This window comes from Selenomonadales bacterium (assembly GCA_018335585.1).
In the GTDB taxonomy this organism is placed as follows: Bacteria; Bacillota; UBA994; order UBA994; family UBA994; genus UBA994.
Map to the genome: position 1 here is coordinate 1 of JAGXRZ010000041.1, position 22,952 is coordinate 22,952.

The 22,952-nt window shown below is 53.1% G+C and carries 22 protein-coding genes; 11 read left to right on the forward strand and 11 right to left on the reverse strand.

All coding sequences use genetic code 11. The annotated features are described in order from the left end of the window. Positions 1–490: 490 nt before the first annotated feature. Positions 491–1,867 (reverse strand): 23S rRNA (uracil(1939)-C(5))-methyltransferase RlmD, encoded by a 1,377-nt coding sequence (gene rlmD / locus KGZ66_07275; GenBank protein MBS3985389.1) that lies wholly within the window; start codon positions 1,865–1,867, stop codon positions 491–493. Beyond that, the gene (locus KGZ66_07280) at positions 1,845–2,369 is read right to left on the reverse strand and encodes a methylated-DNA--[protein]-cysteine S-methyltransferase (protein MBS3985390.1); all 525 of its coding nucleotides are present in this window, start codon (positions 2,367–2,369) and stop codon (positions 1,845–1,847) included. The genes rlmD and KGZ66_07280 overlap by 23 nt, the downstream gene beginning before the upstream one ends. Positions 2,370–2,612: 243 nt before the next feature. Here KGZ66_07280 and KGZ66_07285 point away from each other — a divergent pair, with 243 nt between their 5' ends. Further along, on the forward strand, positions 2,613–2,972 hold the full coding sequence (locus KGZ66_07285; protein MBS3985391.1) for a VOC family protein: 360 nt from the start codon (positions 2,613–2,615) through the stop codon (positions 2,970–2,972). Positions 2,973–3,049: 77 nt separating this feature from the next. On the opposite strand, the gene KGZ66_07290 is transcribed toward KGZ66_07285, so the two are convergent. The 3 genes from KGZ66_07290 to KGZ66_07300 form a co-directional block, all read right to left on the reverse strand. Beyond that, positions 3,050–3,328 (reverse strand): thioredoxin family protein, encoded by a 279-nt coding sequence (locus KGZ66_07290; protein MBS3985392.1) that lies wholly within the window; start codon positions 3,326–3,328, stop codon positions 3,050–3,052. Between the two features lie 12 nt (positions 3,329–3,340). Beyond that, a complete protein-coding gene (locus KGZ66_07295; protein MBS3985393.1) occupies positions 3,341–3,817 on the reverse strand; it encodes a DUF302 domain-containing protein in 477 nt (158 codons plus the stop codon). Between the two features lie 85 nt (positions 3,818–3,902). Then, positions 3,903–4,577, reverse strand: a complete 675-nt coding sequence (locus tag KGZ66_07300) for a Crp/Fnr family transcriptional regulator (GenBank protein MBS3985394.1) — start codon at positions 4,575–4,577, stop codon at positions 3,903–3,905. 124 nt (positions 4,578–4,701) lie between these two features. Here KGZ66_07300 and KGZ66_07305 point away from each other — a divergent pair, with 124 nt between their 5' ends. The 5 genes from KGZ66_07305 to KGZ66_07325 all read left to right on the forward strand — a co-directional run bounded on the left by KGZ66_07305 (position 4,702) and on the right by KGZ66_07325 (position 9,916). Beyond that, entirely contained in the window at positions 4,702–5,781 is a 1,080-nt protein-coding gene (locus KGZ66_07305) for an MFS transporter (GenBank protein ID MBS3985395.1), read from the forward strand. Positions 5,782–5,846: 65 nt separating this feature from the next. Continuing rightward, positions 5,847–6,830, forward strand: a complete 984-nt coding sequence (locus KGZ66_07310; GenBank protein ID MBS3985396.1) for an NHL repeat-containing protein — start codon at positions 5,847–5,849, stop codon at positions 6,828–6,830. 95 nt (positions 6,831–6,925) lie between these two features. After that, a complete protein-coding gene (locus KGZ66_07315) occupies positions 6,926–7,708 on the forward strand; it encodes a hypothetical protein (protein MBS3985397.1) in 783 nt (260 codons plus the stop codon). Positions 7,709–7,791: 83 nt separating this feature from the next. Further along, on the forward strand, positions 7,792–8,637 hold the full coding sequence (locus KGZ66_07320) for a DNA adenine methylase (GenBank protein MBS3985398.1): 846 nt from the start codon (positions 7,792–7,794) through the stop codon (positions 8,635–8,637). Continuing rightward, a complete protein-coding gene (locus KGZ66_07325; GenBank protein MBS3985399.1) occupies positions 8,621–9,916 on the forward strand; it encodes a transcriptional regulator in 1,296 nt (431 codons plus the stop codon). Before KGZ66_07320 ends, KGZ66_07325 begins: the two co-directional genes overlap by 17 nt. 44 nt (positions 9,917–9,960) lie before the next feature. Here the strand turns inward: KGZ66_07325 and KGZ66_07330 are convergent, their stop codons facing one another. Continuing rightward, positions 9,961–10,500 (reverse strand): GNAT family N-acetyltransferase, encoded by a 540-nt coding sequence (locus KGZ66_07330; GenBank protein MBS3985400.1) that lies wholly within the window; start codon positions 10,498–10,500, stop codon positions 9,961–9,963. Positions 10,501–10,713: 213 nt separating this feature from the next. Here KGZ66_07330 and KGZ66_07335 point away from each other — a divergent pair, with 213 nt between their 5' ends. Genes KGZ66_07335 through KGZ66_07350 form a run of 4 tightly spaced genes read left to right on the forward strand, consistent with a single transcriptional unit; the run spans position 10,714 to position 17,199 of the window. Next, the gene (locus KGZ66_07335; GenBank protein MBS3985401.1) at positions 10,714–12,135 is read left to right on the forward strand and encodes a hypothetical protein; all 1,422 of its coding nucleotides are present in this window, start codon (positions 10,714–10,716) and stop codon (positions 12,133–12,135) included. Next, positions 12,119–12,715 (forward strand): DUF4194 domain-containing protein, encoded by a 597-nt coding sequence (locus KGZ66_07340; GenBank protein MBS3985402.1) that lies wholly within the window; start codon positions 12,119–12,121, stop codon positions 12,713–12,715. The genes KGZ66_07335 and KGZ66_07340 overlap by 17 nt, the downstream gene beginning before the upstream one ends. Then, on the forward strand, positions 12,693–16,007 hold the full coding sequence (locus tag KGZ66_07345) for an AAA family ATPase (GenBank protein ID MBS3985403.1): 3,315 nt from the start codon (positions 12,693–12,695) through the stop codon (positions 16,005–16,007). Before KGZ66_07340 ends, KGZ66_07345 begins: the two co-directional genes overlap by 23 nt. Next, positions 15,952–17,199, forward strand: coding sequence for a DUF2399 domain-containing protein (locus KGZ66_07350; GenBank protein MBS3985404.1), 1,248 nt, complete (start codon positions 15,952–15,954; stop codon positions 17,197–17,199). The genes KGZ66_07345 and KGZ66_07350 overlap by 56 nt, the downstream gene beginning before the upstream one ends. Before the next feature lie 6 nt (positions 17,200–17,205). On the opposite strand, the gene KGZ66_07355 is transcribed toward KGZ66_07350, so the two are convergent. Then, positions 17,206–18,267, reverse strand: coding sequence for a DUF697 domain-containing protein (locus KGZ66_07355; protein MBS3985405.1), 1,062 nt, complete (start codon positions 18,265–18,267; stop codon positions 17,206–17,208). A gap of 118 nt (positions 18,268–18,385) precedes the next feature. Here KGZ66_07355 and KGZ66_07360 point away from each other — a divergent pair, with 118 nt between their 5' ends. Beyond that, the gene (locus KGZ66_07360) at positions 18,386–18,952 is read left to right on the forward strand and encodes a cysteine hydrolase family protein (protein MBS3985406.1); all 567 of its coding nucleotides are present in this window, start codon (positions 18,386–18,388) and stop codon (positions 18,950–18,952) included. Positions 18,953–19,067: 115 nt separating this feature from the next. Here KGZ66_07360 and KGZ66_07365 read toward each other — a convergent pair whose 3' ends face one another. The 4 genes from KGZ66_07365 to KGZ66_07380 all read right to left on the reverse strand — a co-directional run bounded on the left by KGZ66_07365 (position 19,068) and on the right by KGZ66_07380 (position 22,827). Next, positions 19,068–20,225: a UxaA family hydrolase gene (locus KGZ66_07365; GenBank protein ID MBS3985407.1), complete on the reverse strand. Its 1,158-nt coding sequence runs from the start codon at positions 20,223–20,225 to the stop codon at positions 19,068–19,070. Beyond that, the gene (locus KGZ66_07370) at positions 20,222–20,524 is read right to left on the reverse strand and encodes a UxaA family hydrolase (protein ID MBS3985408.1); all 303 of its coding nucleotides are present in this window, start codon (positions 20,522–20,524) and stop codon (positions 20,222–20,224) included. Before KGZ66_07370 ends, KGZ66_07365 begins: the two co-directional genes overlap by 4 nt. A gap of 35 nt (positions 20,525–20,559) precedes the next feature. After that, positions 20,560–21,519: a 2-keto-3-deoxygluconate permease gene (locus KGZ66_07375; GenBank protein MBS3985409.1), complete on the reverse strand. Its 960-nt coding sequence runs from the start codon at positions 21,517–21,519 to the stop codon at positions 20,560–20,562. 90 nt (positions 21,520–21,609) lie between these two features. Then, positions 21,610–22,827, reverse strand: coding sequence for a four-carbon acid sugar kinase family protein (locus KGZ66_07380; protein MBS3985410.1), 1,218 nt, complete (start codon positions 22,825–22,827; stop codon positions 21,610–21,612). Positions 22,828–22,952: the final 125 nt, after the last annotated feature.

Here is a 22,952-nt window from a genome sequence, read left to right on the forward strand (position 1 = left end):
CCGTCTCTGTACACCAAACAAAAAACGCGGGGCGACTTTTCAAGCAGCCTGTAATTTGTTATGATTAACATGCTGTTTGGGGAGACGTCTCGGGTGAATCTGCTTAATTCACCGCAAAAGAGACGTCTTTTCCTTTCCTAAGATACGGTCATTATATCCGTCAGCTTGCGGACAAACAAGCATGTCAACTAGTGGCCATTATGCGGGAGCTGAAACAATAACGCTATCACTCTATCTGATCAATATTTCGAATGATGACTGATCTACTTGCAATAGCCTACATTCATTTTTTCATCAATCCTATCAACTCGCCACGTTTTTGCCAGCAATCGTGTCAACTCACCACATCAATATCCATATCATCTTCTTAATCATCTAACCTGCCTATCTTGGATAAGTTCCCACAAAGCAAAAATCCGTGATTATCCTTCCGGCTTAGAACCAGACCTCAAATCACGGAAAGCCTTTATTTACTTATCTTATTACACGCTTACTTATCAACCCTTGACATCAAGACTACCGTCTCAACATGGCTAGTATGTGGGAACATATCTACCGGTTGGACTTCTTCGGCGCGAAAGCCGTGTTCGCTTAAGTAACGCAAGTCGCGCGCAAGTGTCGAGGGGTTGCAGGAGACATAGACAATGCGCTTGGGTCGGGCGGCCGCGAGTGTAGCCAACAAACTTTCCTGACAACCGGCGCGCGGCGGGTCGACGACGCAAACCTCTGGCGACTCACCCGCTGCGACAAGCCTCGGCACGACTTCTTCTGCCGCGCCGGTGATAAACGTTGCATTGGTGATGCCGTTAAGACGAGCGTTTTCCTCGGCGTCGCGCACAGCCTCCGGCACAATTTCGATGCCGGTCACTTGCCGCGCTTCGCGTGCTAGAAACAGCGAGATGGTGCCTACACCCGAATATAGGTCAAATACGTTTTCTCTGCCCGTAAGCGCGGCGTACTCCAGCGCTTTGCCGTAGAGTACGGCGGTCTGCACCGGGTTCACCTGCAGAAAAGAACGCGCCGAAACCTTAAACTTAAGCCCGGCCACTTCGTCGACAATATGTTCCCTGCCCCAAATAAGGCGAGTAGTCTCCCCCAAAATGACGTTGCCGCGTTTGCGGTTGATGTTTATCTGCACCGAAACAACACTTGGCAAGCGTCGTCTAATTTCGCCTGCGAACTCCGCGGCTCGCGGCAACGTCTCGCCGTTGATGACTAAGACTATCATAGTCTCGTTTGTAGCCACCGCATGCCGCACGAGGACATGCCTGAGTAACCCCGTGTGCTGTGTTTCCTCATACACGCTCCACCCAAAATGAGCAACCAGCTCGCCCGTAACAGCCAGAGCCGCATTGTTCGCGCTGTGCTGGATTAGGCACGTATCAACCGGAACTATCTCATGACTGCGTCGCTTATAGCACCCCATCACGACCTTACCCGACTGCAAGCCCACCGGAAACTGCGCCTTATTGCGGTAGTTGTAGGGCTCCTGCATCGGGATAATCGGCCGCACGACGACGCCGTCTAAACCACCGATGCGAGTTAATGCGGCCCGCACCTGCTCCTCCTTATAGCGTAGCTGTGCTGGGTAGCTTGCGTGCATAAGCTGGCACCCGCCGCACTTGGCATAGTACGGGCAAGGCGGAGTCGCGCGGTCAGGCGACGCGACCGCTACATTAGACAGCAACGCGCGTGCATAGTGCGGTTTAACCGAAATAACGTCAGCATCGACAACATCACCCGGCAATGCGTCAGGCACAAACACGGTAAACCCGTTATAGCGCATAACACCCTCCGCCTCGTGCGTTATGCCCTCCACCCGCAAACTGACGCGCTGCCCTACCCTAACGGGAACACTCACCGGCAAGACTCCTTTGTTCTAGCTCCAGCAAAAACCGCTTGCACTCCAGCCCACCGGCAAAGCCACCTAAGCCCCCGCCCTGCGCACACACGCGGTGGCAGGGGATCACTAGCGGCAGGGGGTTGCGGCTGTTCGCCCCCCCTACTGCTCGCGCGCCCTTAGGCACACCTACGGCGCGAGCGATATCGGAATAACTGCGCCGCTCACCATAAGGGATATCGCGCAGCGCCTGCCATACCCGCAGTTCGAACTCCGTCCCCTGCATGTCTAGCGGGAATGAAAACTCACGGCGCGTGCCGCTAAAATACTCCTCTAGTTCCTTCTTTACATTGTGGAGCCCTTGCGTGTCAGGCAGGCAATCCGCGGCTTTGAACCCGCGGCGCTCCAATATACCAAAAGCCTCGGCCTGCGCCTGACCCGGCACCGTTATAGCCACCGCTCCCTGCTCAGTTACTGCGTAATGCACGGTGCCAAACTTCGTTTCAACACGTCCCAAATAGACTTGCATCTCGCATGCCCCCTTTCTCCTAATGTTTCAGCATCGGGGAGCTATTTCCTGCACGAACTACGTCCACTCTTAGCTTGCCCAGGTGCCAAAATTTCGGTATGCTAAGCTTAGACTATCTCGTACCCATCCTAGAGCAGTACCATGCGCAAGCTCGCGAGCGCCTGCGCCACAGAGAGCCTAAGGAAGTGACACGAAAGGCGGATGTAGAATAACTGCCGCGAAGCCTTTGACCTCTATGCCGACATTTTCTCAGCCGACAAAACGGCCATCTACACCTACGGTGACGCACCTCCTTCACCTGACTTTAGCCTGCCAGACACAACCAAGGATCTCGTACTGCATGCCGAACTCGTAATCCACGGCAGCAAGATTATGCTGTCGGACGCTCCTCCGGGCAGCACAATCACGGCCGGGGAGAACATCTCCCTAGCCTTGGTGCTAGACAATATAGCTGACATCGAGCACGCCTTTGCCCGCCTACGTGACGAAGGTGGGACGGTGCTTAAGGAACTGCAGGAGACCTTTTGGACTAAGTGCTACGGCGGCGTGAAAGACCGCTTTGGCATCCCCTGGTACTTCAACTTGGCAGGCGACGCTGACTAGCTATGAAGCAAAAAAGATGAAGCAAAAGGCTCCGTCCCTTTTGCTTCTCTTTTGCTTCGTTTTTGCTTCGTCGAAGACTAGGCCTTAGTCTCCGCTGCCATGTAGGCATCGAACACAGCGCGAATCTTGTCCTTGCTTGCTACACCTTCGTGCAACTTAGTCTTATCTAGGTAGTAGGTGGGAACTAAGTCATACATGAACTGGTTTGCTACGTCCGGTTGCTCGCGCTCGTTCACCGTTACTACCGGAATCTTGGCATAGCTTGGATTTTCGTTCCGCAGCTCCTCCATCCAGCGGATGGCATTTTTGCAGTGCGGGCAGGTTTGCAGCATAAAGAACCGCAGTGTCTTGCTCATGCTTGTCTCCTCCTACTTAATAATCTTCTGAATCATGCCCTCAGTGATAACCGAAGCTTCGGCGATGACTTTGTTAATCACTCCGCCAAACATGCGCCCAAAGAGCGGTGAGTTCATGCGGCCGATGTAGGTGTTGCCGTTGCTCTTCTCGTAGATAGCAATGCGGCAAGGGATCAGCGGCGATACAATCCGCTCGTCGTCAAGCTTAAGGATCTCGGCCGAGTACTTAGCGGAGCACACCTCTATTATTTTAACATTTAGTACGTCATGTCCAAAATTGGCCAGCGTGCTTTTCATGTCGTGTTGACCGACGACTTTCCAGCCGGCCTTATCTACCTCCGCGATGAACGCTTCCACAGTGTGGTCAAACCCGTACTTACTCTGACTCTCCATCATCATAAGCCTAGGAGCCAAGCTGTACACGAGCCCACCCATTACCAGCATGCCCGCGACTAAGCTTACTGCTATCACCAAAAACATATTTTTCAACTCCAGTTCCTCCTTACATGCGCAAGCTTTTGCACTTGCTATGTAACGAGTATATAGTGGCATGTGCCTGCTTACTGTGACTAAGTCACACAAGGCAAAAGTCGTTTATGACGTCCCTTTGCAGCACCGTTACGCTTCCACGCCCGAGTGTTAGGACGCCTTCTTGCTCAAACTCGCCCAATACGCGGCTTACGACTTCTCTGGCCGTTCCGACTTCGAGAGCAATCTGCTCTCTGGTTAGCTTTAATTTGACCGACCCCTGCTTATGCATGGCATCACACAAGAACAACCCAACCCGCTGCTTGATTGGCACAAAGGTCACGAGCTCGACCACTTTCATAACCTGCCTGAGCCGCGTAAGAGCACTAGCCATGGTGTGCTTATGTAGCGCGGGACTGCTGTGCATCAAGTTTTGATAGATGATTCCCGGCAAAGTTACTACCTCTGTCCCGGCACTGGCCTCGGCATTGGCCAGTAGCTCCCCTAAGCCCGCTAGACAAGATAGGGTAAACAAGCAGACATCCCCGGGCACCAAGCGATAAAGCGTAATCTCGCGCCCCTCCTCGGAAACCATATAGACACGAATGCTGCCGGTTAAGACAAAGAAGACGCTCTTGCACTGCTCAGCCTTGGTGATGAGCAACTGCTGGTCGGCAAACTTCACATACCCGAGGTTTGCTTTAACAACAGCCTGCTCTTCGACCGAGAGGGCCGACAGCAGCGGAAACTTTGCGCTTATTGCGGAGTACATATCTTGCATATCTCATAACCACCCCATAACATAAAAGCGATGTTCGCACCCGAGTTTTGTTACGTGAAGGAGGCAGCCCGTGAATATCTTCCTGCTTGGACTAATTAGCTTCTTTACCGACATCTCCTCTGAGATGGTTTATCCCCTTATCCCCCTATTTCTTACGACACAGCTAGGCGCAAGCCCTGCCGTATTGGGCTTAATCGAAGGGACAGCTGAAAGTTTGGCTGCTCTCATTAAAGTATTCTCCGGCCGTTACTCGGACAGACTAGGCCGCCGCAAGCCGCTAGCCATCGGCGGTTATGTATTTTCTGTGTTCGGCAAGTCATTCCTCGCTTTTGCCGGCAGTTGGCCGCTGGTTTTTGTGGCGCGCGGCCTCGACCGCATAGGCAAAGGGGTGCGCGGAGCCCCGCGCGACGCCCTAATTGCTGAGTCTGCGGCTCCGGGCAAGCTTGGCGCAGCCTTTGGATTTCACAGGTTTATGGACACGCTCGGAGCAGTCGTAGGCGTGCTATTTGCCTTCTTCTTGGTGAAGACATCACCGGAGCACCTGCAGCGGGTATTCCTGTGGTCTTTGCTCCCGGCAGCCATTGCGGTGCTGTGCTTTATCCCCGTCAAAGACGCGCCGGCATTAAACAAAGTTGAAGCAAAAAAGTTGCCTCCCTTAAAAGAGCTCCCCCCGCCGGTGAAGAGATTCTTCGTGGTCTCGTTGCTATTTGCGCTTGGCAACTCCTCTAACCACTTCCTGCTGCTGCGCGCCTATGACATCGGATTCTTGCCGGCAAGCGTTATACTGCTGTACCTTACCTACAACTTAAGCTATACAGCCGTCTCCTACAGCGCCGGACAACTATCCGACAAAATCGGGCGCAAGCCGTTATTGCTTGGCGCCTACCTGCTGTACGCACTTGTGTATGCGGGCTTTGCAGTTTCCTCTTCCCCAAGCGCAGTGTGGTTGTTGTTTGTCATCTATGGGCTCTTTGCCGGTATCTCGGAAGGAGTAGAGAAAGCACTGCTCGTTGACATCGGCGCAAGCGTCGGCAAAGCAACGGTAATAGGCTGGCACGGCACCTTAGTGGGGCTATCCCTGCTGCCGGCGAGCTTAGTGGCCGGGCTACTGTGGAAGTTTGTCGGACCGGCAGCGCCCTTTGCCTTTGGTGCGGCTATGGCGCTTGCCGCTGCAGTGCTGCTAGCCAAGACAATCGACGCGTAGAGCAGCGCGAAAATCTCGAAAACATCGTAGGGGGCGTCCTACCCTGCTGTAAGGAGAGTGTGATTATGCAGTGGATTGTAGAGAAGTTTCTCAAATTCGAAGGATCAGACAAGCAAAAGCCCAGAGATGGTTACGTTCAGTTTGGCTTTCATACTGCCAGCGGAAATCTGTATGCCATAGACAATGAGCAGCATTGGGTAGGGCTTGTGAATCACGAGGGCGCTCTATCTTGGACTGCAGGCCCTAACGTCGTGGTAGCTAGCGTCCCCCATCTTCATGTCGAACTCGAGGAACCGCATTACGTCTGCGATGCACCAGATGGCAGCATACTAGTTGCAAGTAGTGGCAACTGCAGAGTATACAAGCTAGATCGGCTAACTAATATGGCAAGCCTCCTGATTGACGGCCACTCCCTCGGCATTACGTTCCTCGGGAACTCTGTAGTGGACATGCACGGAAACATCAGGGTTAACGAGGTGAAGGGGTGCAAAATCCACAAGTTCAGTTCCTGGGGAGAGCTATTGCTGACATTCGGGAACGGTGTGCCGGGTTTTCAGCCAGGGACAGTCGCCCGCGAGGATGCTCAGTTCAACTGGGTGTATGACCTGCGCCTAGGACCAGACGGAAACATCTACGTTCTAGATAGCCGCAATTACGCTGTTCGCGTCATAGATACCGTGCGAGAGACAGTAACCACGGTAGCTGGAACTGGCTCAGGAGGGTATGATGGGGACGGTGGTGAGCCGATTAGTGCCACCTTCGGCAGTAACCCCAACACGTATTTTGACGGACCATGGTCACTATCCCTCGATGAACATGGCAATATTTACGTAGGGGACACATGGAACAGGGCAATCCGCGTCATAACCGCTGATCGAACCTCCATTAAAACCTTAGCAGGATCTTCCGATGGCCTGGATCTCTATCACATCTGCGGGCTAGATTACTATGCGGGTCAGCTTTTCATTCCCCTTTGGGACGGCGAGTTAGTAGTTCTGCGGCACGGCAAGTATAGCGCACGTCACCCGACTGAAGTTCCATTGAAGTAGAGGGTCGCGCATGAAAGGTGAGAAGCCACAAGTTCGTATACACGAACACGCGTTTGTGGTAGAATCATCTCAAAGACGCGGAAGGAGGCTATCTAATGCCCGAGCTGCTTTTGGGCGATTGCATAGAAGTGATGAAGCGCTTACCAGCTGCTAGCGTTGATGTAGTGTTCGCGGATCCGCCATATAACCTCAGCAACGGCGGTGGGACCTGCCATGGGGGGCAGTGGGTGTGTGTTGACAAGGGGGAATGGGACAAATCCCGAGGGCTAGCAGAAGATCACGCCTTCAACCTGGCTTGGTTAGCGGAATGTAAGCGCGTGCTGAAGCGGAACGGGACCATATGGGTGTCGGGCACCTATCACGCAATTTATTCCATTGGCTTCGCGCTACAGACCCTTGAGTACAAGATCCTTAACGACATTTGCTGGTTTAAGCCGAATGCGTCTCCGAATTTGAGTGGGCGGTACTTCACCGCTAGCCACGAGACGCTCATTTGGGCTGCCCGCGATAAGTCGTCCCGCCACACTTTTAACTATGAGGCCATGAAGGCTGAGAATGGCGGCTTGCAGATGCGTAGTATGTGGCCCATGCACAGCACGCCGCAAAGGGAGAAAACCCACGGCAAGCACCCAACGCAGAAGCCATTAAGTCTTCTCAGACGGATAATCCGTGCTAGCACGAAGCCTAGCGACCTCATTTTAGACCCGTTTTGTGGGTCTGGCACCACTGGGGTGGCTGCGTTGGAGTTGGGGCGCCGATTCATTGGCATAGATTTGAGTCCAGAGTACTTGCAGCTAGCTGAGAGACGCGTGGGCGAGGTTCAGATGAGTCTGGTCAGGGAAGAAACAGTCCCTTACGGGAGCGGCCTGGTTGGGTGACAGCTCCGTGTGTGTGATGAAAGATTTCCGTACCCCCGCGTGATTATCTCTGTTATCATAAATGGTGATACGGAGGGATCCATATGGCTAAAAACAGGTTAGTTGTCCCTGTCGTCAAATGGGTAGGTGGCAAAAGGCAGATTATAGACGAAATAGCGAAGTACGTGCCCGAGAGGTTTAGTACATATTATGAACCCTTTGTTGGTGGCGGAGCAGTGCTATTTGAGTTGCAGCCATCTCGTGCAGTAGTTGGCGATGTTAACGCTGAGCTTATTAATCTCTATGAAGTGATTAGAGACGAGTCTGATGCTTTAATAGAGGATCTGAAACAGCATAGGAACTCTGAGGAATATTTCTATGAAGTGCGAGAGAAGGACAGGGACAAGTCTTTGTACGCGACGCTTACGCCAGTGCAGCGCGCGTCTAGGTTACTGTTCCTGAACAAGACCTGCTACAATGGCTTATTTCGGGTAAATAGGGCAGGCGAGTTCAATACACCTTTCGGTTATTACAAGAATCCTAACATCGTCAACGAGGTTACTATACGGGCCGTTAGCAGTTACTTTAGGAAGGCCAACGTCTCCTTCGTATGCTTGGATTTTGCCACAGCTCTTTTAGGGGCTAGCAAGGGTGATTTTGTTTATCTAGATCCGCCCTATGACCCGGTTTCAGATACATCTAGCTTTACAGGGTATGACAAAGGTGGCTTTGATCAAGAGGAGCAGCGGAGGCTGAAGCTGACTTGCGACGATCTTGAGGCAAGGGGAGTAAAATTCCTATTATCTAACTCCTCCACTGCCTTTATCAGGGAGCTGTACGCGGGGTATCGCGTGGAAGTAGTGCAGGCCAAGAGAGCTATTAACTCTAAAGCTGATAGGCGTGGCGAAGTGGAAGAGGTGCTGGTGATGAACTATGGCCGCGGGCGGTGAACTTACCAAGAATGATGTGGCATGGGAGAAGCTTTTCGACCGTTATCGCATTCTGGAGCAGGTGAAGACCAAGGGCCTATGTGAGATCACCGCGACACAGATCAACGAGTACAGAGAAGCACGGCTGATGACGAAGTTTGATCATCACATAAACCTGCCAAAGCTATTTAAGGAAAACGGACTCGCTATTCTACCCATCTCCCGGGGCAGCTACGCAATATCCCATTTTGACGCGTATAGGGGCTTTGAAGTCTCGAGCAGTTTTGAGATTGTATCCGCCTCGTTACCAGAGCATATTAGCAGCGTTACTGTTGACGACATAACTAGCGAGGCGCTAGCTCTCAATTGCGCCTACGCTTCAGGGATTATTGCAGACTTCCTTGAGGACGAGGAGCTTTTGCCTACTGTCAGCGGCAGGATGAGCTCCGACATATTCTCTTACCGTATTAGGAACACGAACAGCTGCCAGCCGATGGAACTCTCAGCAACCAACTCCCAAGTTGAGATAGATGGGGGGTACGAGGGGATTCGCCAGCTAGCCATAGTTGAAGCCAAGAGCTTTCTGTCAGAGGATTTTCTGGTGAGACAATTGTACTACCCGTATCGGCTCTGGAGTAGTAGGGTGACTAAGCAAGTTACGCCTGTGTTCTTGGTGTATTCCAACAGGATATACCAGTTATACGAGTACAAGTTTGTATCGCGTGATGATTACAACTCTCTTGTGCTTGTTAAGCATAAGCATTATAGCCTTGAGCCCGTCAGCATCACGCTGGACGATATTTTGAGTATTATGCGTAGCGTACAGCTAATCCCGGAGCCAGACCTTCCATTTCCACAGGCAGATAGCCTAGAAAGGGTAATAAATCTCTGTGAACTACTCGGGCAGGGGGACATGACGAAGGAGGATGTCAGCCTTAACTATGCCTTTGACCCTCGGCAGTCCGATTATTACGCCAATGCGGGTAGGTACCTTGGTCTAATAGCGAAGCCCGGGAGCGGTAACGATGGCGTGTACTCACTGACCTCGGAGGGCCGGAATTTGCTGAGGCTGGGGTATAGGGACAGGCAATTGCTCATGGTTCACTGTATATTGCGTCATAGGGCATTTAACGAAGTGCTGAGACTCCATTTGTCTTATGGGAAAATGCCGTCGCGGGATGATGTAGTGGCGGTCATGAAAACATGCAACCTTTTCGGCTTGGAGGCAGAGAGCACTTTTGATCGTAGAGCTTCTACAATTATAAGTTGGACTAACTGGGTGTTGTCTTTGCGGCGGTAGGGGCGGCGGCGCAGAGATGGGTGGGAAAAAATGCAATCGAATGATCACAACCGCTTGCCCCAGATGATGTCGGGCTTGCCATAACCATTAGCGTCCGGCATAACCCCTATGATTTTGTACCCGAGCTTCATGTAAAACCCCGACTGGTGTGTTCCCGGGTTAAAACTGGCCAGCCTGTGCGGCAGGTCATCATACAAGTCTACATTGGCTAACGACGTCTCCCCCCCAGGCTTTTCATCGTCAGCCCCAAGGTAGATGGTTAGCCCTCCTTTTTGCCTCGCCGCGTCCTCTAGAGCCAGCACAATTGCACGGCCGACGCCTTTGCCCCGCGCATCGTGACTAACTGCCAGCGGATGCAGCTCAAAGACATTGCCATCGTAGCTGGGGGCTAAAATCCCGCCCCAACCTAACACTAGGTCGCCTTCGACGGCAGCTAGCATAGTGTTTTCGGGCACTAGCCGCTCGTGAATCTCTAGCAGCGCATCCTCTAGCGTAGGCCACCCTATGGGGATGCTTTGCGTCAGAATCTCTGCCGCTTGCGTTATCTGGTCTTTACTTAACCGAGCCATGTCTACGATTAACATCGTCACGTCCTCCTTTATCTCCTCTTTGCCAACGAGCTAAGTGCTTATCACCTCAGCATGAGTATGTACTTTGTGTATACGCGGGTCAAGTGGAACACACTGCGCTGTGAAGCAAAAAGCTCCGTCCCTTTTGCTTCGTCTGCAGGGGGTTTGTCGCAGCGTGTCGAAGTAAATAAGATACGTCTCTCCCCCTGAACCGTTAGGAGGCCGCCCATGAAGTTGTTTGACGTAATGCCCGAGCGCTTTTTTATTCTGCTGGCGTCACCTAACCGCAAGGTCTACGCCGAAGCAGTTTTATTATTGTACGAGCATTACTTGGCCAATCAGTTCGGCATTCCGTATGATGTCCTGCGCGACGCACTGCAGGAGTTGCTGGAGACCACCGCGCCCACCGGGTTAACACTAGATCAACTGGACGGTGATGCCGTTCCACCCTCTGAGGACCTAACTGAAATTGACATATTCCGCGCCAGAGCAGGCACCTTGCTTAGGCAGCTTAAGCTCTATGGCTGGATAGACATTGAGGACAGGGCCAATTACCAGCGGTATGTCGTGCTACCTCGATATTCTAGCCGCATTCTTGAGGTGCTGAAAGAACTTTGTAGCCAGCGCGCAGTTGAGTATCAGCGCTTTGCGTTTGTCACCTATACTCTTCTGTCCAACAAAACCGACCGCCCCGGCTATGCCATCCTTGAAGCCGAAGACACCACCCGTAAGTTCATCAATGCGCTCCGCGAACTCACGCACAATATGCGCAGCCATATGGAAGAGGTTGTCAAGAAGAACTCCATCGAAGAAGTGCTCGACTACCACTTTGACGAATACAAGGCCAAGGTGGTAGACCGGAGCTACCACCGACTGAAGACGTCCGACCACGTCTCGCGCTACCGGCTAAAAATCCTTGAGACCGTGCAGAACTACCTTATTGATCCCCCGTCCTTGCGGGAGCTAGTGCAAAGCGCCACACAGGAAGACATTGCGGAGAACAAGGCGGAAGAGCAAATCCGCTCCGCACTGCTCTACATTGAAGAAGCCTACCGCAACCTAGACGATACGCTTAACCAGATTGACCTCCGCCACCACCAATACATCAGGGCCTCCTTCGACCGCGCCCGCTATCTTGGCCAATACAGTCAAGGGCTAGACAAGCGGCTTGGGCAGATCCTAGAGTGGGTAGCCCGCCACCCCGCGGCCGACATCACTGCGGCCTTTAGCCTGTTTGGCGTTACCCAGCTAACTAACGCGTCACTGTTGCCGCCACGCAAGAAGCGGCCTCCCCTCGCCCCAGAGACCCCCACCGAAGTTGTCATCCCGGCACAACTGCGGCAGCGACAACGCGACTTAAACCTCGCGCGGCTAAGCAACGCCATCACACCGGCCAAGGTGGCAGACTTTATTTTGGCGCGCATGGGCGACCGCGAGTTAATATCTATGGCCGACCTAGCCCCAAGCTCTACCGAAGATTTCGTGTACATGGCCTTTGCTTACCTTTATGGGAACGACGGCAAGAGCGGCTACAGAATAAGGCGTTCTCCCGACGCCCCGGTAGCAAGGCATGGGCCCTATACGTTTACGAATCACAAGCTAGTCAGGACTTCACCCAAAGGAGGGAGTGCCCATGTTCGCAGGACTTAGCGAAAACGAAAAAGAGCAGATGCGGGATATCGTTAACCGCTTGCTGAGCGTAAACATCCTCGTTAAAGCCCGCGAACCAGAGCTTTATCATTTGGCTAGGCGCCATAGGGCCACCCTCGACGACTTCTTTAAGGCCTTGGGATGGAACTTCGTGCTTGATGACCGCCATGACTGCGTCTTCGTGCATTCGCCTGAGGCGCTCCACCGCCTACGCCTGACGCGGGAGGAGAGCATTTGGATTCTCGTCCTCCGCCTCCTGTACCAAGAGAAGCGGTCGGAACTAGCTTTAAGCGACTTCCCCCTAGTCTCGCTACATGAGATTCGCGCCAAGTACGCCACATTCCAAATACCTTTTGTCAACAAGACTCGCCTGCAAGACCTAATTAAGCTAGGTGTTCGCAACAGCCTGTTTAGGCCGCTAGATACCGACCTGCGCTCTGACGACTGCCGCTTTACCCTCTACCATTCGCTCTTACACGCCGTCAGCGCCGAAAAAATTGAAGACCTGTCCCACCGCATTGCCCGTTACACCCAAGACGAAGGAGGTGAGCCCGAGAGTGAAGTGGCTGAAGAAGCTTAGACTAATTAACTGGCACTACTTTCCTGACGAGACCCTGCACTTCGGAACTCAGACCATCCTCACGGGCATGACCGGAGCAGGCAAATCTACCATTATTGATGCCCTGCAGGTTCTTCTCGTGGCCAACAAGCACCAAATCCGCTTTAACTCTGCGGCGCACGAAGACGCTAAGCGCAGCCTCATAAACTACCTGCGCGGCAAAATCGGCAGCCAAGAACGCGCCCATGTACGCGAAAACGAATTTACTTCCTACATCATCGCCGAGTTTCGCGACGACAAGCAGCGCGAGAGCTTTGTGGTGGGAGTAGTGCTAGACGTACACCGCGACGATGCCATCCACGACGAGTACTTTATAATCGACAAGTGCAGGTTAGAGGACCTAACCTTAAAGGGCCCGAGCGGCCACTGGTGTACACGCGAGGAGTTTAGGCGCAAGCACAACTCCCGAAAAAGCATCTTTGAGCGCACCAAGTCAAGCTACCAAAATGCCCTCTGCCACCGCCTCGGTCAGCTAGAGAGCCGCTTCTTCTCGGTGTTCTGCCGCGCTCTCTCGTTTAAGCCCTTAGACGACATCCGCGACTTTGTCTATAGCTTTATCCTTGAAAAGCGAGAACTACAGCTTGGCCTCCTCAGAGAAAACTTTGAGCTGCACGAGAGATACCAGCGTGACTTGCGCGACCTAGAGGAGCGCCGCACGCATCTCACCAAGATTGCCGCGCGCTACGACAACTACACCCAACTGCGCGACACAATTAAGCAGCAGGACTACGTCATACGGAGCTTAAAGGCACAAGAGCGACAAGACGACATCCTGCACACCAAGGACTCTATTAAGCGGGAGCAAACCGCCTACGACGAAGTGCAATCCCTGCTAGACCTAACCCGAGAGGACCGTGACGAGGCCGAGAGAAACTACCTAGAAGCGCGGCAAAAGCGCGACAGCCACGGCACTCTCCACCTGCAAAGACAGCTAGAAAAGGACCGGGCAGCGGCAGAAGAAACACTCGCCAGGCAGCAAGCGACTTTGCGCACGCTCTGCGACACATTGCGGCGCGAGCATAGCCTTATCACCGAGCTCCTTAGTCACCAAGGCACTGCAGCCTGGCGGTGGGACGCTAGCGACATAGAAACGTTGCAGGCTATAGCCGCATGCCTAGCTAACCTGCCACACCAATCTACCGCAGACAGTGCGACAAAACTCCGCTCCGCAGGTGAACACCTCGCCGACCTCTATAGCCGCATGGTGGGACAGGAGGCCTTGCTGAAAAGCTCGATTGGTGAAATGGAGAAAAAGGCACAGCAGCTCCGCACGGAAATTGAGAACCTGCGCAAGAAACAGCGCCCCTACGGCGAGCAGTTGCGCACCCTAAGAGCCATCTTAACCGAGCGACTTGGCGCACGTTCGCCAGTATGGGTGCTCTGCGAAGAACTTGAGATTCGCGATGAGGCCTGGCGTGACGCAATCGAAGGCTATCTTAACACCCAGCGCTTCGACTTGCTGGTAGAACCGCACGCTTTCGCAGAAGCTTTAAGTATTTACGAGCGCGAGAAGCGCACCCACAACCTTGACGGCGTGGGCCTGGTAGATACCGAAAAGGAGCAAAAACACCTCGGTTCTGTGCGAACAGGCTCCCTTGCCGAGTTCCTCGACACACAAAACGCCGTAGCACGCGCCCGCATCCACCATGTTCTCGGCCGCGTCATGTGCGCTGACGACGAGCAAGACCTGCGCCGTCACACCCATGCCGTGACCAAAACCTGCATGTCCTATAGCAACCTCGTCGCTAGGCAGATACCCCGCGAGCGCTTCGAAGTCCCCTATATCGGCGCGCAAGCCATCGTGCGGCAGCTAGAACAAAAGGGGCGTAGCCTAGAATTAGTAGAGGCTGAGCTGTCTGCCCTCGGCACGGCTCTCAAGTGGCTTAGCACTACCTCCGCCAAGCTGTCCGAGAAGCGGGCTCGCTATGAAGCCATGGCCGAGCAACTCCACCTGCCGACAACTATCGCCGAGCTCGAAGCGTCGGTCAAGGACTTGGCTAGTCAGCTAGCTGCACTTGACGTCACCGAGCTGAAGGCTCTCGAGGCAGAGGCAGACTACTGGCTTAGGCAAAAGAGTGAACTCGGCAGCACCTACGACAAACTCACGGAACGCAAGGCTACCATAGGGACGAAACTTAACTCCCTTACAGGGGAACTGCGCAACCGCGAATTCGCCTTGCGGCAAGCAGAGCTGGCCATAGAGCAGTGGGTCGGGGAGCACCCGGCAGACTTAGCCACGCTGGCTAAAGAGCGGTTGGCCGAAGCCCTAAAGACCCCCGGTACTTTTGCCGCGCGCATCGTCAACTGGGAGAACAACCAAAAAGGCAATATCACCCGTCGCGACAACGAGTTTCAGGCACTGCGTGATGCTCGTCACACGTACAATCTCCGCTACACATTTAACGGCGACCATGCCGCCGAAGACAACGACACTTACCAGCAAATCCTCTCCCGCATCGGCGGTATAGACATTCCTGCCTACCAAAGCAAACTCGCGGACGCACAGCGTCAAGCCGAAGACCAGTTTAAGTCCCATTTCATGCACAAAATGCGCGAGGCGATTCTAGAGGCACGCCGCGAGTTCGACCGCATCAACAGTGCCCTGCATAACTTCCCTTTTAGTGACGACCGATACCGTTTTGAAGTGCGTGCCAGCGATAAGTACCGGCAGTTCTACGACTGCATTATGGACGACGCGCTCGCCGAGCGCGACTCCCTGTTTGCGCTGCCCGACGACGAAAGGGCTACGGCACTGCAAAACCTGTTTGAGCAACTTATCCGTGGCGACGCCGACACACAAGAGGAGTTTACGGACTACCGCCGCTACCTCGACTTTGATATTGTCGTCACCAGCCAAGGCGCGCAGTACAAGTTCTCTAAGGTGCTGCGCGAAAAATCAGGCGGCGAAACGCAGACGCCGTTCTACATCATAATCCTCGCTGCCTTTAACCAACTTTACACCAACGGCAAGACCATGCGCCTAGTGGTGTTCGACGAGGCCTTCAACAAAATGGACGAGCAGCGCATTAGGACGAGTCTCCGCCTGATAAAAAAGCTAAATCTACAGCTTATTGCGGCTGTCCCCGATGAGAAACTGCAGCATATGGCCCCCGAAGTGACCACCACGCTGCTTGTAGGTCGCACCCAGTACACGTGTTTTGTGGACATGCTGGCGCAAGAGGAGGTGGCTGTAGCCAATGACGACAGAGCCGCAGAGCTACAAGTACATCATACTCTCTTCCCTGTTGAGTAAATATGAGGCCAGCACAGCCTTTCAGGCAGGCAACCTAGGCAGGAGACGGCCGCAGTGGAGCATCGGCGATTCCCCGCTCGCGCGCGACTACAATGACGAAATGGATTACGCCAAGCGCGAGGCCATTAACGCAGCTCTCTTGGAGCTAGAGGCAGAAGGCGTAGTTGCGCTAGCCTGGCCCAAATATCGCGAGCGAACCGAAGTCACGCGCGTGTACCTAGAACTAGGCGCGCTCGACCGAGCTTACGAACTGGCGGGACTTACTCCGAAGGCAAGTAAGCTTAGCTCCATGCGTACTATCCTGGAGCCACTCCTTGCGCACCCGTGGGGCTGGGTGGCCGACTGGGCACAGAGCACAGATGCAGCTCTTAGTGCCCGCAAAGCTGCCGGGCTCGACCTAGACGCACCCGACCTCTATTGCAGCTTGGTCAGAGTACTTCTAGCTCTCCCCTCCCTGACCGAAAGCACGCCGCGCCGTGTCTTTAGCCAGCGCGTCCTAGGCGATAGCAAGGAGTTTGAGCAGCGGGTTGAGAAAGTCTTGCTCCAAGTCTTGCGCGCACACGGCCCGGCCGAATACGAAACCGACGAGGAATACCTCGACAGCGTCAATCTAGTGGTGCACCCCAAGCTGACTTTGCTAGCCGGTGAGCTCGAGTTCACACTTAACGGAATAGCATCTAGCCTTGTGAACTTCCCCGGCGGGCTCGGCCTCGCCCATCAGAGCATTAAGGAGCTCAGCATCACCTCTTTGTCGACCAAACCAATGCTGACCGTGGAGAACCTTACGACATACTACCAAGTCACTCAGCACCAACAATCCCGTTGGGGCTTGGTAGTTTACACCGGCGGCTTTCCTCACAGCGGCACCAAGCAGCTGCTTGCCAAGCTCGCCGTGACGCTAATAAGTAAAACCCCCGCAGCAGAAGTCTACCACTGGGGGGATATCGACTATGGTGGCATACGCATCTTTCAGCACCTAAAAGAAACGTTCTTCCCGTCGTTGCGCCCTTACCTGATGGACGTCGCTGCCTACAGGGAGTACGCCGAGCGGGGCCTATCCTTTGAGCAGAGTTACGCCCTTAGGCTACAGGCTCTCCTCCACGATGAACGGTATCTGGAATGGCGCCCACTGCTTTTGGAGATGTTATCCCGCAAAGTACGTGTGGAGCAAGAGAGTATCGGGCTGCAATAGCGTGAGCTATGGCAGCCTGAGTTTGTCCTTGCCAAGCTGCGTTACCCCGCCGATTCGTCTTGCTACATGCGAGCCGACTTGTGTTACTATGTCACTCAGTTTTTTGCCCGCATCTGCGGCATCTTGCACGGCACGTGCCGAGTTAGCCTTGGCCGATTGGGTTGCTGCTTTTGCTGTAGCTACTCCGGTCCGCTTTACGGCACGGAGAACTGCCCCACCAAAGCGAGCGACACAATCCTTTAAAATGCCGGCAAACAAGGGCACCGTTTGTATCGCCGCAGACCTACGTATGGCCGAGAGGTCTGCTTTCGACCTTGCGGCGCAATACCCCTTGGCGATAAGCCCAACGCGCAAGGTCAGCAACGCATTCCCCGCGCCCTGAGTGGCCGAGCCGAGCACAAGGGAGAGAACCCTGTTCACCATAGGCAGGTTTTGGCCGAGAATCTCCACAAAGAGCGACTCCAGTTGGGTTTCCAAGAGCTCGGTGTCTTCAAACTCGGCCGCAGCCAGCACGGAAGCGCCTACGTTAGTATAAAGTCGCAGCAGCTCCCGCGGGTGTGGCCGTTGGTTGTACACACACGCCACACGCCAGATAAGCCTAGCCTGCGCTACCAGCACAATAAAGGCGTCGAGCTTACCGTTTTGCGACAACGCCGTCGACAAGAACGTCGCCTTGGCGATACCCACGATTTTTTCCGTCGCAGCGCGGTCGAGGATAGCCAGCGCAGCATCGATGCTTGCCGGGTCAGCGGCAGAAATCGCTAAGTGCCTAGTGAGTGAGTTTCGCTGTAGCCTCGCCGCTAGGCTCTGCATGTACGCACTGTGCTTAGGCCCGCTTGTTTCGGCAGGTAGACTAAGCGCAGGCGACAGGCTAAAGAGCCTTACTATAGGGAAGATGACCAAGAGGGCGATAGCTACAAGCACTGCGACCAAGACAAAATAGCCGAGCAGAGGATGCACGGCGTAAGCGAGCGACACAACGTGCGCTACTTGGCTAATAATGAACAGGATAGCCGCGATTAGCAGCAGTAGCGCTAGCGCACGCAGCGCATGCATGAGTTCGCGCATGACACTCCCCCTTTGTGGGTTCCCCCACCCCACTGTATTACCGTCCATATTCTGCTCAGTGGGATACTTTCCCTGCATACAGTCCCTCTAGTATACTGTTCCAAAGGAGGCGTGCACCTTGAAAAACCTGCTTGTAGTTGTGGACTACCAATACGATTTTGTTGAAGGGACGCTAGGTTTTCCGAAAGCCAAGGAGCTTGACGCAGTTATAGCTGCCAAGGTGGAACACTATCGCCAAGGCGGCCACGAAGTTTTGTTTACCATGGACACTCACGCTGATGACTACTTGGTTACACAGGAAGGCCGCAATCTGCCTGTTCGACACTGCACCAAAGGTACCCCCGGCTGGCAGCTTTACGGCATGGTGGGTGACAGTGCGCTACCAACTGATATGCGCATCGAAAAGGGCGCTTTTGGGTCCCTAGAGCTAGCCCAGTATTTACAGAACGGCAATTATGCTCGCGTGGAGTTCGCGGGATTAGTTTCAAACATCTGTGTTTTATCTAACGCCGTAATCGCCAAGGCGGCCTTACCTGAAGCGACTGTTATCGTAGATGCAACGGCAGTTGCTAGTTACGACGAGCTGCTTCACAAGGCCGCACTTGACGTTATGGTAGCGCTACAAATTTCGGTGATTAACCGCGCCCAAGGTTCGGGGCCTTCAAATGGAGGTACCTGCTGTTGATCTAAAAAAGGACCCCCAGCGGCAGATGTCTACCACGGGGGGGATGTCCACGATGGACTCCTATGCATTTGTCATGACCCGAAAGGAGTACTGTCCATAACCACTACAGTCAAACCTAGAATGTTGAGATCATCTTGTAGATGCCGAACTCACGGTGTTTAAGCGATTCCGCTTTGGTATACTTACCGTTCACAACTTCGCAAATCTCCCTGAAGATTTCCTCACCAACTTGAGCGATAGTTTTTTCGCCGTCAATGATCGTTCCAGCATTTATGTCAATGTTGTCCTGCATTTTCTTAAAGTTTTCGGAGTTGCCGCATACTTTGATGACAGGTGCTAAAGGCGAGCCTGTCGGAGTACCGCGCCCCGTGGTAAACACTATTATTTGCGCGCCTCCCGCCACCATGCCGGTAATCGACTCGATGTCTTGGCCTGGTGTGTCCATGAGCCATAATCCCTTTTTGTCCGGCATATCGGCGTAGTCCAACATACCTTGTATCGGCCTAGACCCGCCCTTATATATACATCCAAGTGACTTTTCCTCAATGGTAGTAAGTCCGCCCTGAATATTGCCGGGAGTAGGCTGCCCTGTACGCAAATCAACACCCATGGTATTAGCTTTGGCTTCGCAGTCCTTGACAAAATTCACTATACGTCTGGCAACATCCTCGTTTACGGCACGCTTAGCAAGTATGTGCTCCGCGCCGATAAACTCCGTTGTTTCCGAAAACATGGATATGCCACCGCTGTCTACGACCTTATCTGAGGCATATCCAACGGCCGGGTTTGCAGATAAACCGCTGGTTGTATCAGACCCGCCACACTCGACTGCCAGGAAGATGTCCGCAAGAGATATCTCGCTCCTTTGCATCTGGCTTAGACTAGTCGCCATTGCACGCGCAATAGCTAATCCCTTGGCCTGTGTTTGCATAGTGCCGCCGTTCTCTTGTATTAGAAGATATTCCACTGGCTTCCCGGTAGTAGCGATTTCTGCTGCGACCATTGCTGTGTTAATGCCTTCGCAGCCCAGCCCTATGATCAGGGCTGCGCCCACATTTGGGTTTTTCCCCAAATTTATAAGCACTTTTGCAGTCAAGTCTAAGTCAGGCCCTATCTGACAGCACCCGTGCTGATTTTCTAGATAGACTGCGCCCTCCACACTATCCGCTACCCGTTTACAAACCTCAAGCGCGCAAATGGAAGCAGGGATGACTGCAAGGTGATTGCGTATACCGATAGCGCCGTTCGCTCTCTTATATCCATAAAGCTTCACTGTCCCCTTACCTCCAAGTCTCCGCGTCCACGGTCGCTTACGATATTATGAACGTGTGCATAATGGCCTATAGGGATCTCTTCGATGGCATGTCCGATTATTTCCCCATACTTAATTACCTTCCCTTCTTTTGGTATAAAGGCGACTGCGAACTTGTGCCCAAAGGCAACTTTTTCCTGCAAAGTAACGCTCTGTGCCTTACCACCTATATCCAACAACACGGTCTCGCCTTTTTGCAGGTCTTTTACTGCCGTTGCTACATTGTCATTTTCATGCGCCACGACTGCGAACTTGAGCATTGCGAGCACCTTCCTTCATCATTTTGTTCTCGAGACTAATCAGCGGTTACCATAGGCCTTGTATTGACTTTGTCACGCTTGTCTAGGAAGTTGACCAGTAACGGACACAGGATGGCGGTTACAATGATAGCCGCAGCAATCTGCACTGTAGCAGAGGTAGCTAATTCTGCCAAGGCAGGGTCGGCAGCAGCCAAGGCCATGGGGGTTCCAACCGCGTTGCCCGCGGTCGTACCTATAGCAGCCCCAACTGCCGGACTCGGGTGGCGGATAAGCTTGAGTGCGTAATACCCACCAAACCCTGTAAGCACAACGCACAGCAAACCAAGAATGATTCCCGGGCCACCCGCCTGCACTAATTGTGAAAGGTTGAGTGCGGCTCCCAACGGAAAGGCAAAAAACGGTATAGTCATTTTAGTGCCCGGCTCAAGGAAAGTCCTTATATTTTCATCGAGATTACCCAACACACACCCTACAACGATAGGTAAGATCACCGCTAAAAGCGCCATAATCGGGATATTGGCCATGCCAGCTGCACCTAGAGCCACCATAGTTAAGAACGGGCCATCGTTTATCGAGAGGACTGAAACGGCACCCACGTCGTTGGGGTCCCCGTATTGACTAGAGAGGGCAGCGTACAGCCCGCCGTTAGAGTTAGTTAACGCTGCGATGATGGCAAGGGGGGTGATCCCTAATATTCCCCACGGCCCCCACACTGCGTCAATCAGAATGCCGAGGAGCGCCCCTATGGCAAACTTGACAATAGTTAAAATCACACCGCGCGAGAGGGGCTGACCCGCTTGCTTTACGTTTATTTGCGCGCCATTGCAGAACAGGAACAAGCCCAAGATAGCTGGCACACCCGTTCTCCAAAGCCCTGTAGTGAACCCGCCGATATCTATAACACTAGGTACAAATGTGTTCACTAGAATCCCCAGAAACAAAGGTACAACCATCAGCCCGCCCGGTATTTTCCTTACTGTTGATAGAATTGGCATTGCCTATCCTCCTTTACTTGACGTGAGCCATCATTTCCGATCAGCATCTTATGGATATGTTTCGTAGCCTACCATGACTCCCCCCTCGACCTATTTTTCTTTGAGCTTTCTGAGACAATGGACAATGGCATCTTGCTTCCCAAATGCACCCGCTTTTGTTATCACCTTCATTCCATCGCACTTAGTGCCAACCATCTTCATGAGCGGAATCCCGACCAGCACTTCTGAAATGATGTCAAAACTCCTTGCACCGAGGCGGTCGAAAAACCCCATGGCGGTATCTCCGCCTGTCAAAAATATGCCTGAGATTCTCGTACTACCCACAACATCGACGGCTATTTTGCCAATGCCCGCTTGGATTTTTCGCCCCACATCAACAGCAGAAAGCCCCAACTTCTCGCCTTCAGCCTGAGACTGAGCGACCTCATCTCTATCAAAACAGGCCACAGACACCAACACAGCATCTTTCCCGTCCTTGATGACTCGCGTGGCTAGGTCGACATAGCTCGAATACTCCTCGCGAAACAGATCCCGCCATGATATGGGCACAAGTACCGCACCGTTTTCTTCAGCACACCTCACTTGCTCACGGCTTGTTTCACTCATACTGGCAACCACAGCGAGAGCCGGATATTGAGGGGCTTCAACCTGCATCAGACTATCGACAATCCCTGCAGAGCCAACCCAGAGAATCTTCTTCCTTCCTGATTTGAGTGCAGCCAACACCACAGCCTCCATGTGCTCATTGGTTATGGCATCAGACGTGAATACCCTACCTTCCCCAAAATCAATCCTGTCCTCTTCAATCTCTTTGACCCCAATGTTGGTTACTTCTTCGCTGTAAACAGACTTGAGGATGCTACGCAGATTATCCTCCTTAACTGGCGTCTTTGGGTCACGGGCTATTTCAGTTTCAGTAACCCTCTTACCTTTCAGCATGTGTACGCCGTTCCTAGTCGTACGCCCCATATTTGGGAATGCCGGCATAAATACTATCAGGTCGCTCCCATATGCCTTATCTGTAGCAAAAACTTCGTACGCGACATTCCCCCTCAGGGTGGAGTCGATCTTTTTGACCACATGCGAAAATGCACAACAGTCTATGATTTGCAGCTGCTGTTCTAGGACGGCAAAGGCTTCTTCTCCGGGTAAAGCACGGCTTTCTGTATCCAAAACATAGCTCTTCGGCAGTCCCCCAACCGCGCTCGCATCTAAGGTTACTACGGTGTCAATGCCGCGCCGCACCAGTTGAACCCCAGTATCGTTGGCACCTGTAATGTCATCCGCGATTATTAAAAGTCGGCTCATTTGTCCCGCTCCCGCCTTACTTCAACATTTAGCTCATGACAATGGACTTGTTGTAATTGTAATATCAGTTGCGATAGTCAGTTATATCTATGCGCAAAAAAAACGTTTCACTATGAAACGTTTTT

What these genes read in the sequence shown, in the direction of transcription:
- KGZ66_07280 (MBS3985390.1), bottom strand. Translation starts at nt 2,369, where the DNA reads ATGCAAGTCTATTTGGGACGTGTTGAAACGAAGTTTGGCACCGTGCAT.
- KGZ66_07290 (MBS3985392.1), bottom strand. Translation starts at nt 3,328, where the DNA reads ATGAGCAAGACACTGCGGTTCTTTATGCTGCAAACCTGCCCGCACTGC.
- KGZ66_07300 (MBS3985394.1), bottom strand. Translation starts at nt 4,577, where the DNA reads ATGCAAGATATGTACTCCGCAATAAGCGCAAAGTTTCCGCTGCTGTCG.
- KGZ66_07305 (MBS3985395.1), top strand. Translation starts at nt 4,702, where the DNA reads ATGGTTTATCCCCTTATCCCCCTATTTCTTACGACACAGCTAGGCGCA.
- KGZ66_07310 (MBS3985396.1), top strand. Translation starts at nt 5,847, where the DNA reads ATGCAGTGGATTGTAGAGAAGTTTCTCAAATTCGAAGGATCAGACAAG.
- KGZ66_07315 (MBS3985397.1), top strand. Translation starts at nt 6,926, where the DNA reads ATGCCCGAGCTGCTTTTGGGCGATTGCATAGAAGTGATGAAGCGCTTA.
- KGZ66_07320 (MBS3985398.1), top strand. Translation starts at nt 7,792, where the DNA reads ATGGCTAAAAACAGGTTAGTTGTCCCTGTCGTCAAATGGGTAGGTGGC.
- KGZ66_07325 (MBS3985399.1), top strand. Translation starts at nt 8,621, where the DNA reads ATGGCCGCGGGCGGTGAACTTACCAAGAATGATGTGGCATGGGAGAAG.
- KGZ66_07330 (MBS3985400.1), bottom strand. Translation starts at nt 10,500, where the DNA reads ATGTTAATCGTAGACATGGCTCGGTTAAGTAAAGACCAGATAACGCAA.
- KGZ66_07335 (MBS3985401.1), top strand. Translation starts at nt 10,714, where the DNA reads ATGAAGTTGTTTGACGTAATGCCCGAGCGCTTTTTTATTCTGCTGGCG.
- KGZ66_07340 (MBS3985402.1), top strand. Translation starts at nt 12,119, where the DNA reads ATGTTCGCAGGACTTAGCGAAAACGAAAAAGAGCAGATGCGGGATATC.
- KGZ66_07350 (MBS3985404.1), top strand. Translation starts at nt 15,952, where the DNA reads ATGACGACAGAGCCGCAGAGCTACAAGTACATCATACTCTCTTCCCTG.
- KGZ66_07355 (MBS3985405.1), bottom strand. Translation starts at nt 18,267, where the DNA reads ATGCGCGAACTCATGCATGCGCTGCGTGCGCTAGCGCTACTGCTGCTA.
- KGZ66_07370 (MBS3985408.1), bottom strand. Translation starts at nt 20,524, where the DNA reads ATGCTCAAGTTCGCAGTCGTGGCGCATGAAAATGACAATGTAGCAACG.
- KGZ66_07375 (MBS3985409.1), bottom strand. Translation starts at nt 21,519, where the DNA reads ATGCCAATTCTATCAACAGTAAGGAAAATACCGGGCGGGCTGATGGTT.
- KGZ66_07380 (MBS3985410.1), bottom strand. Translation starts at nt 22,827, where the DNA reads ATGAGCCGACTTTTAATAATCGCGGATGACATTACAGGTGCCAACGAT.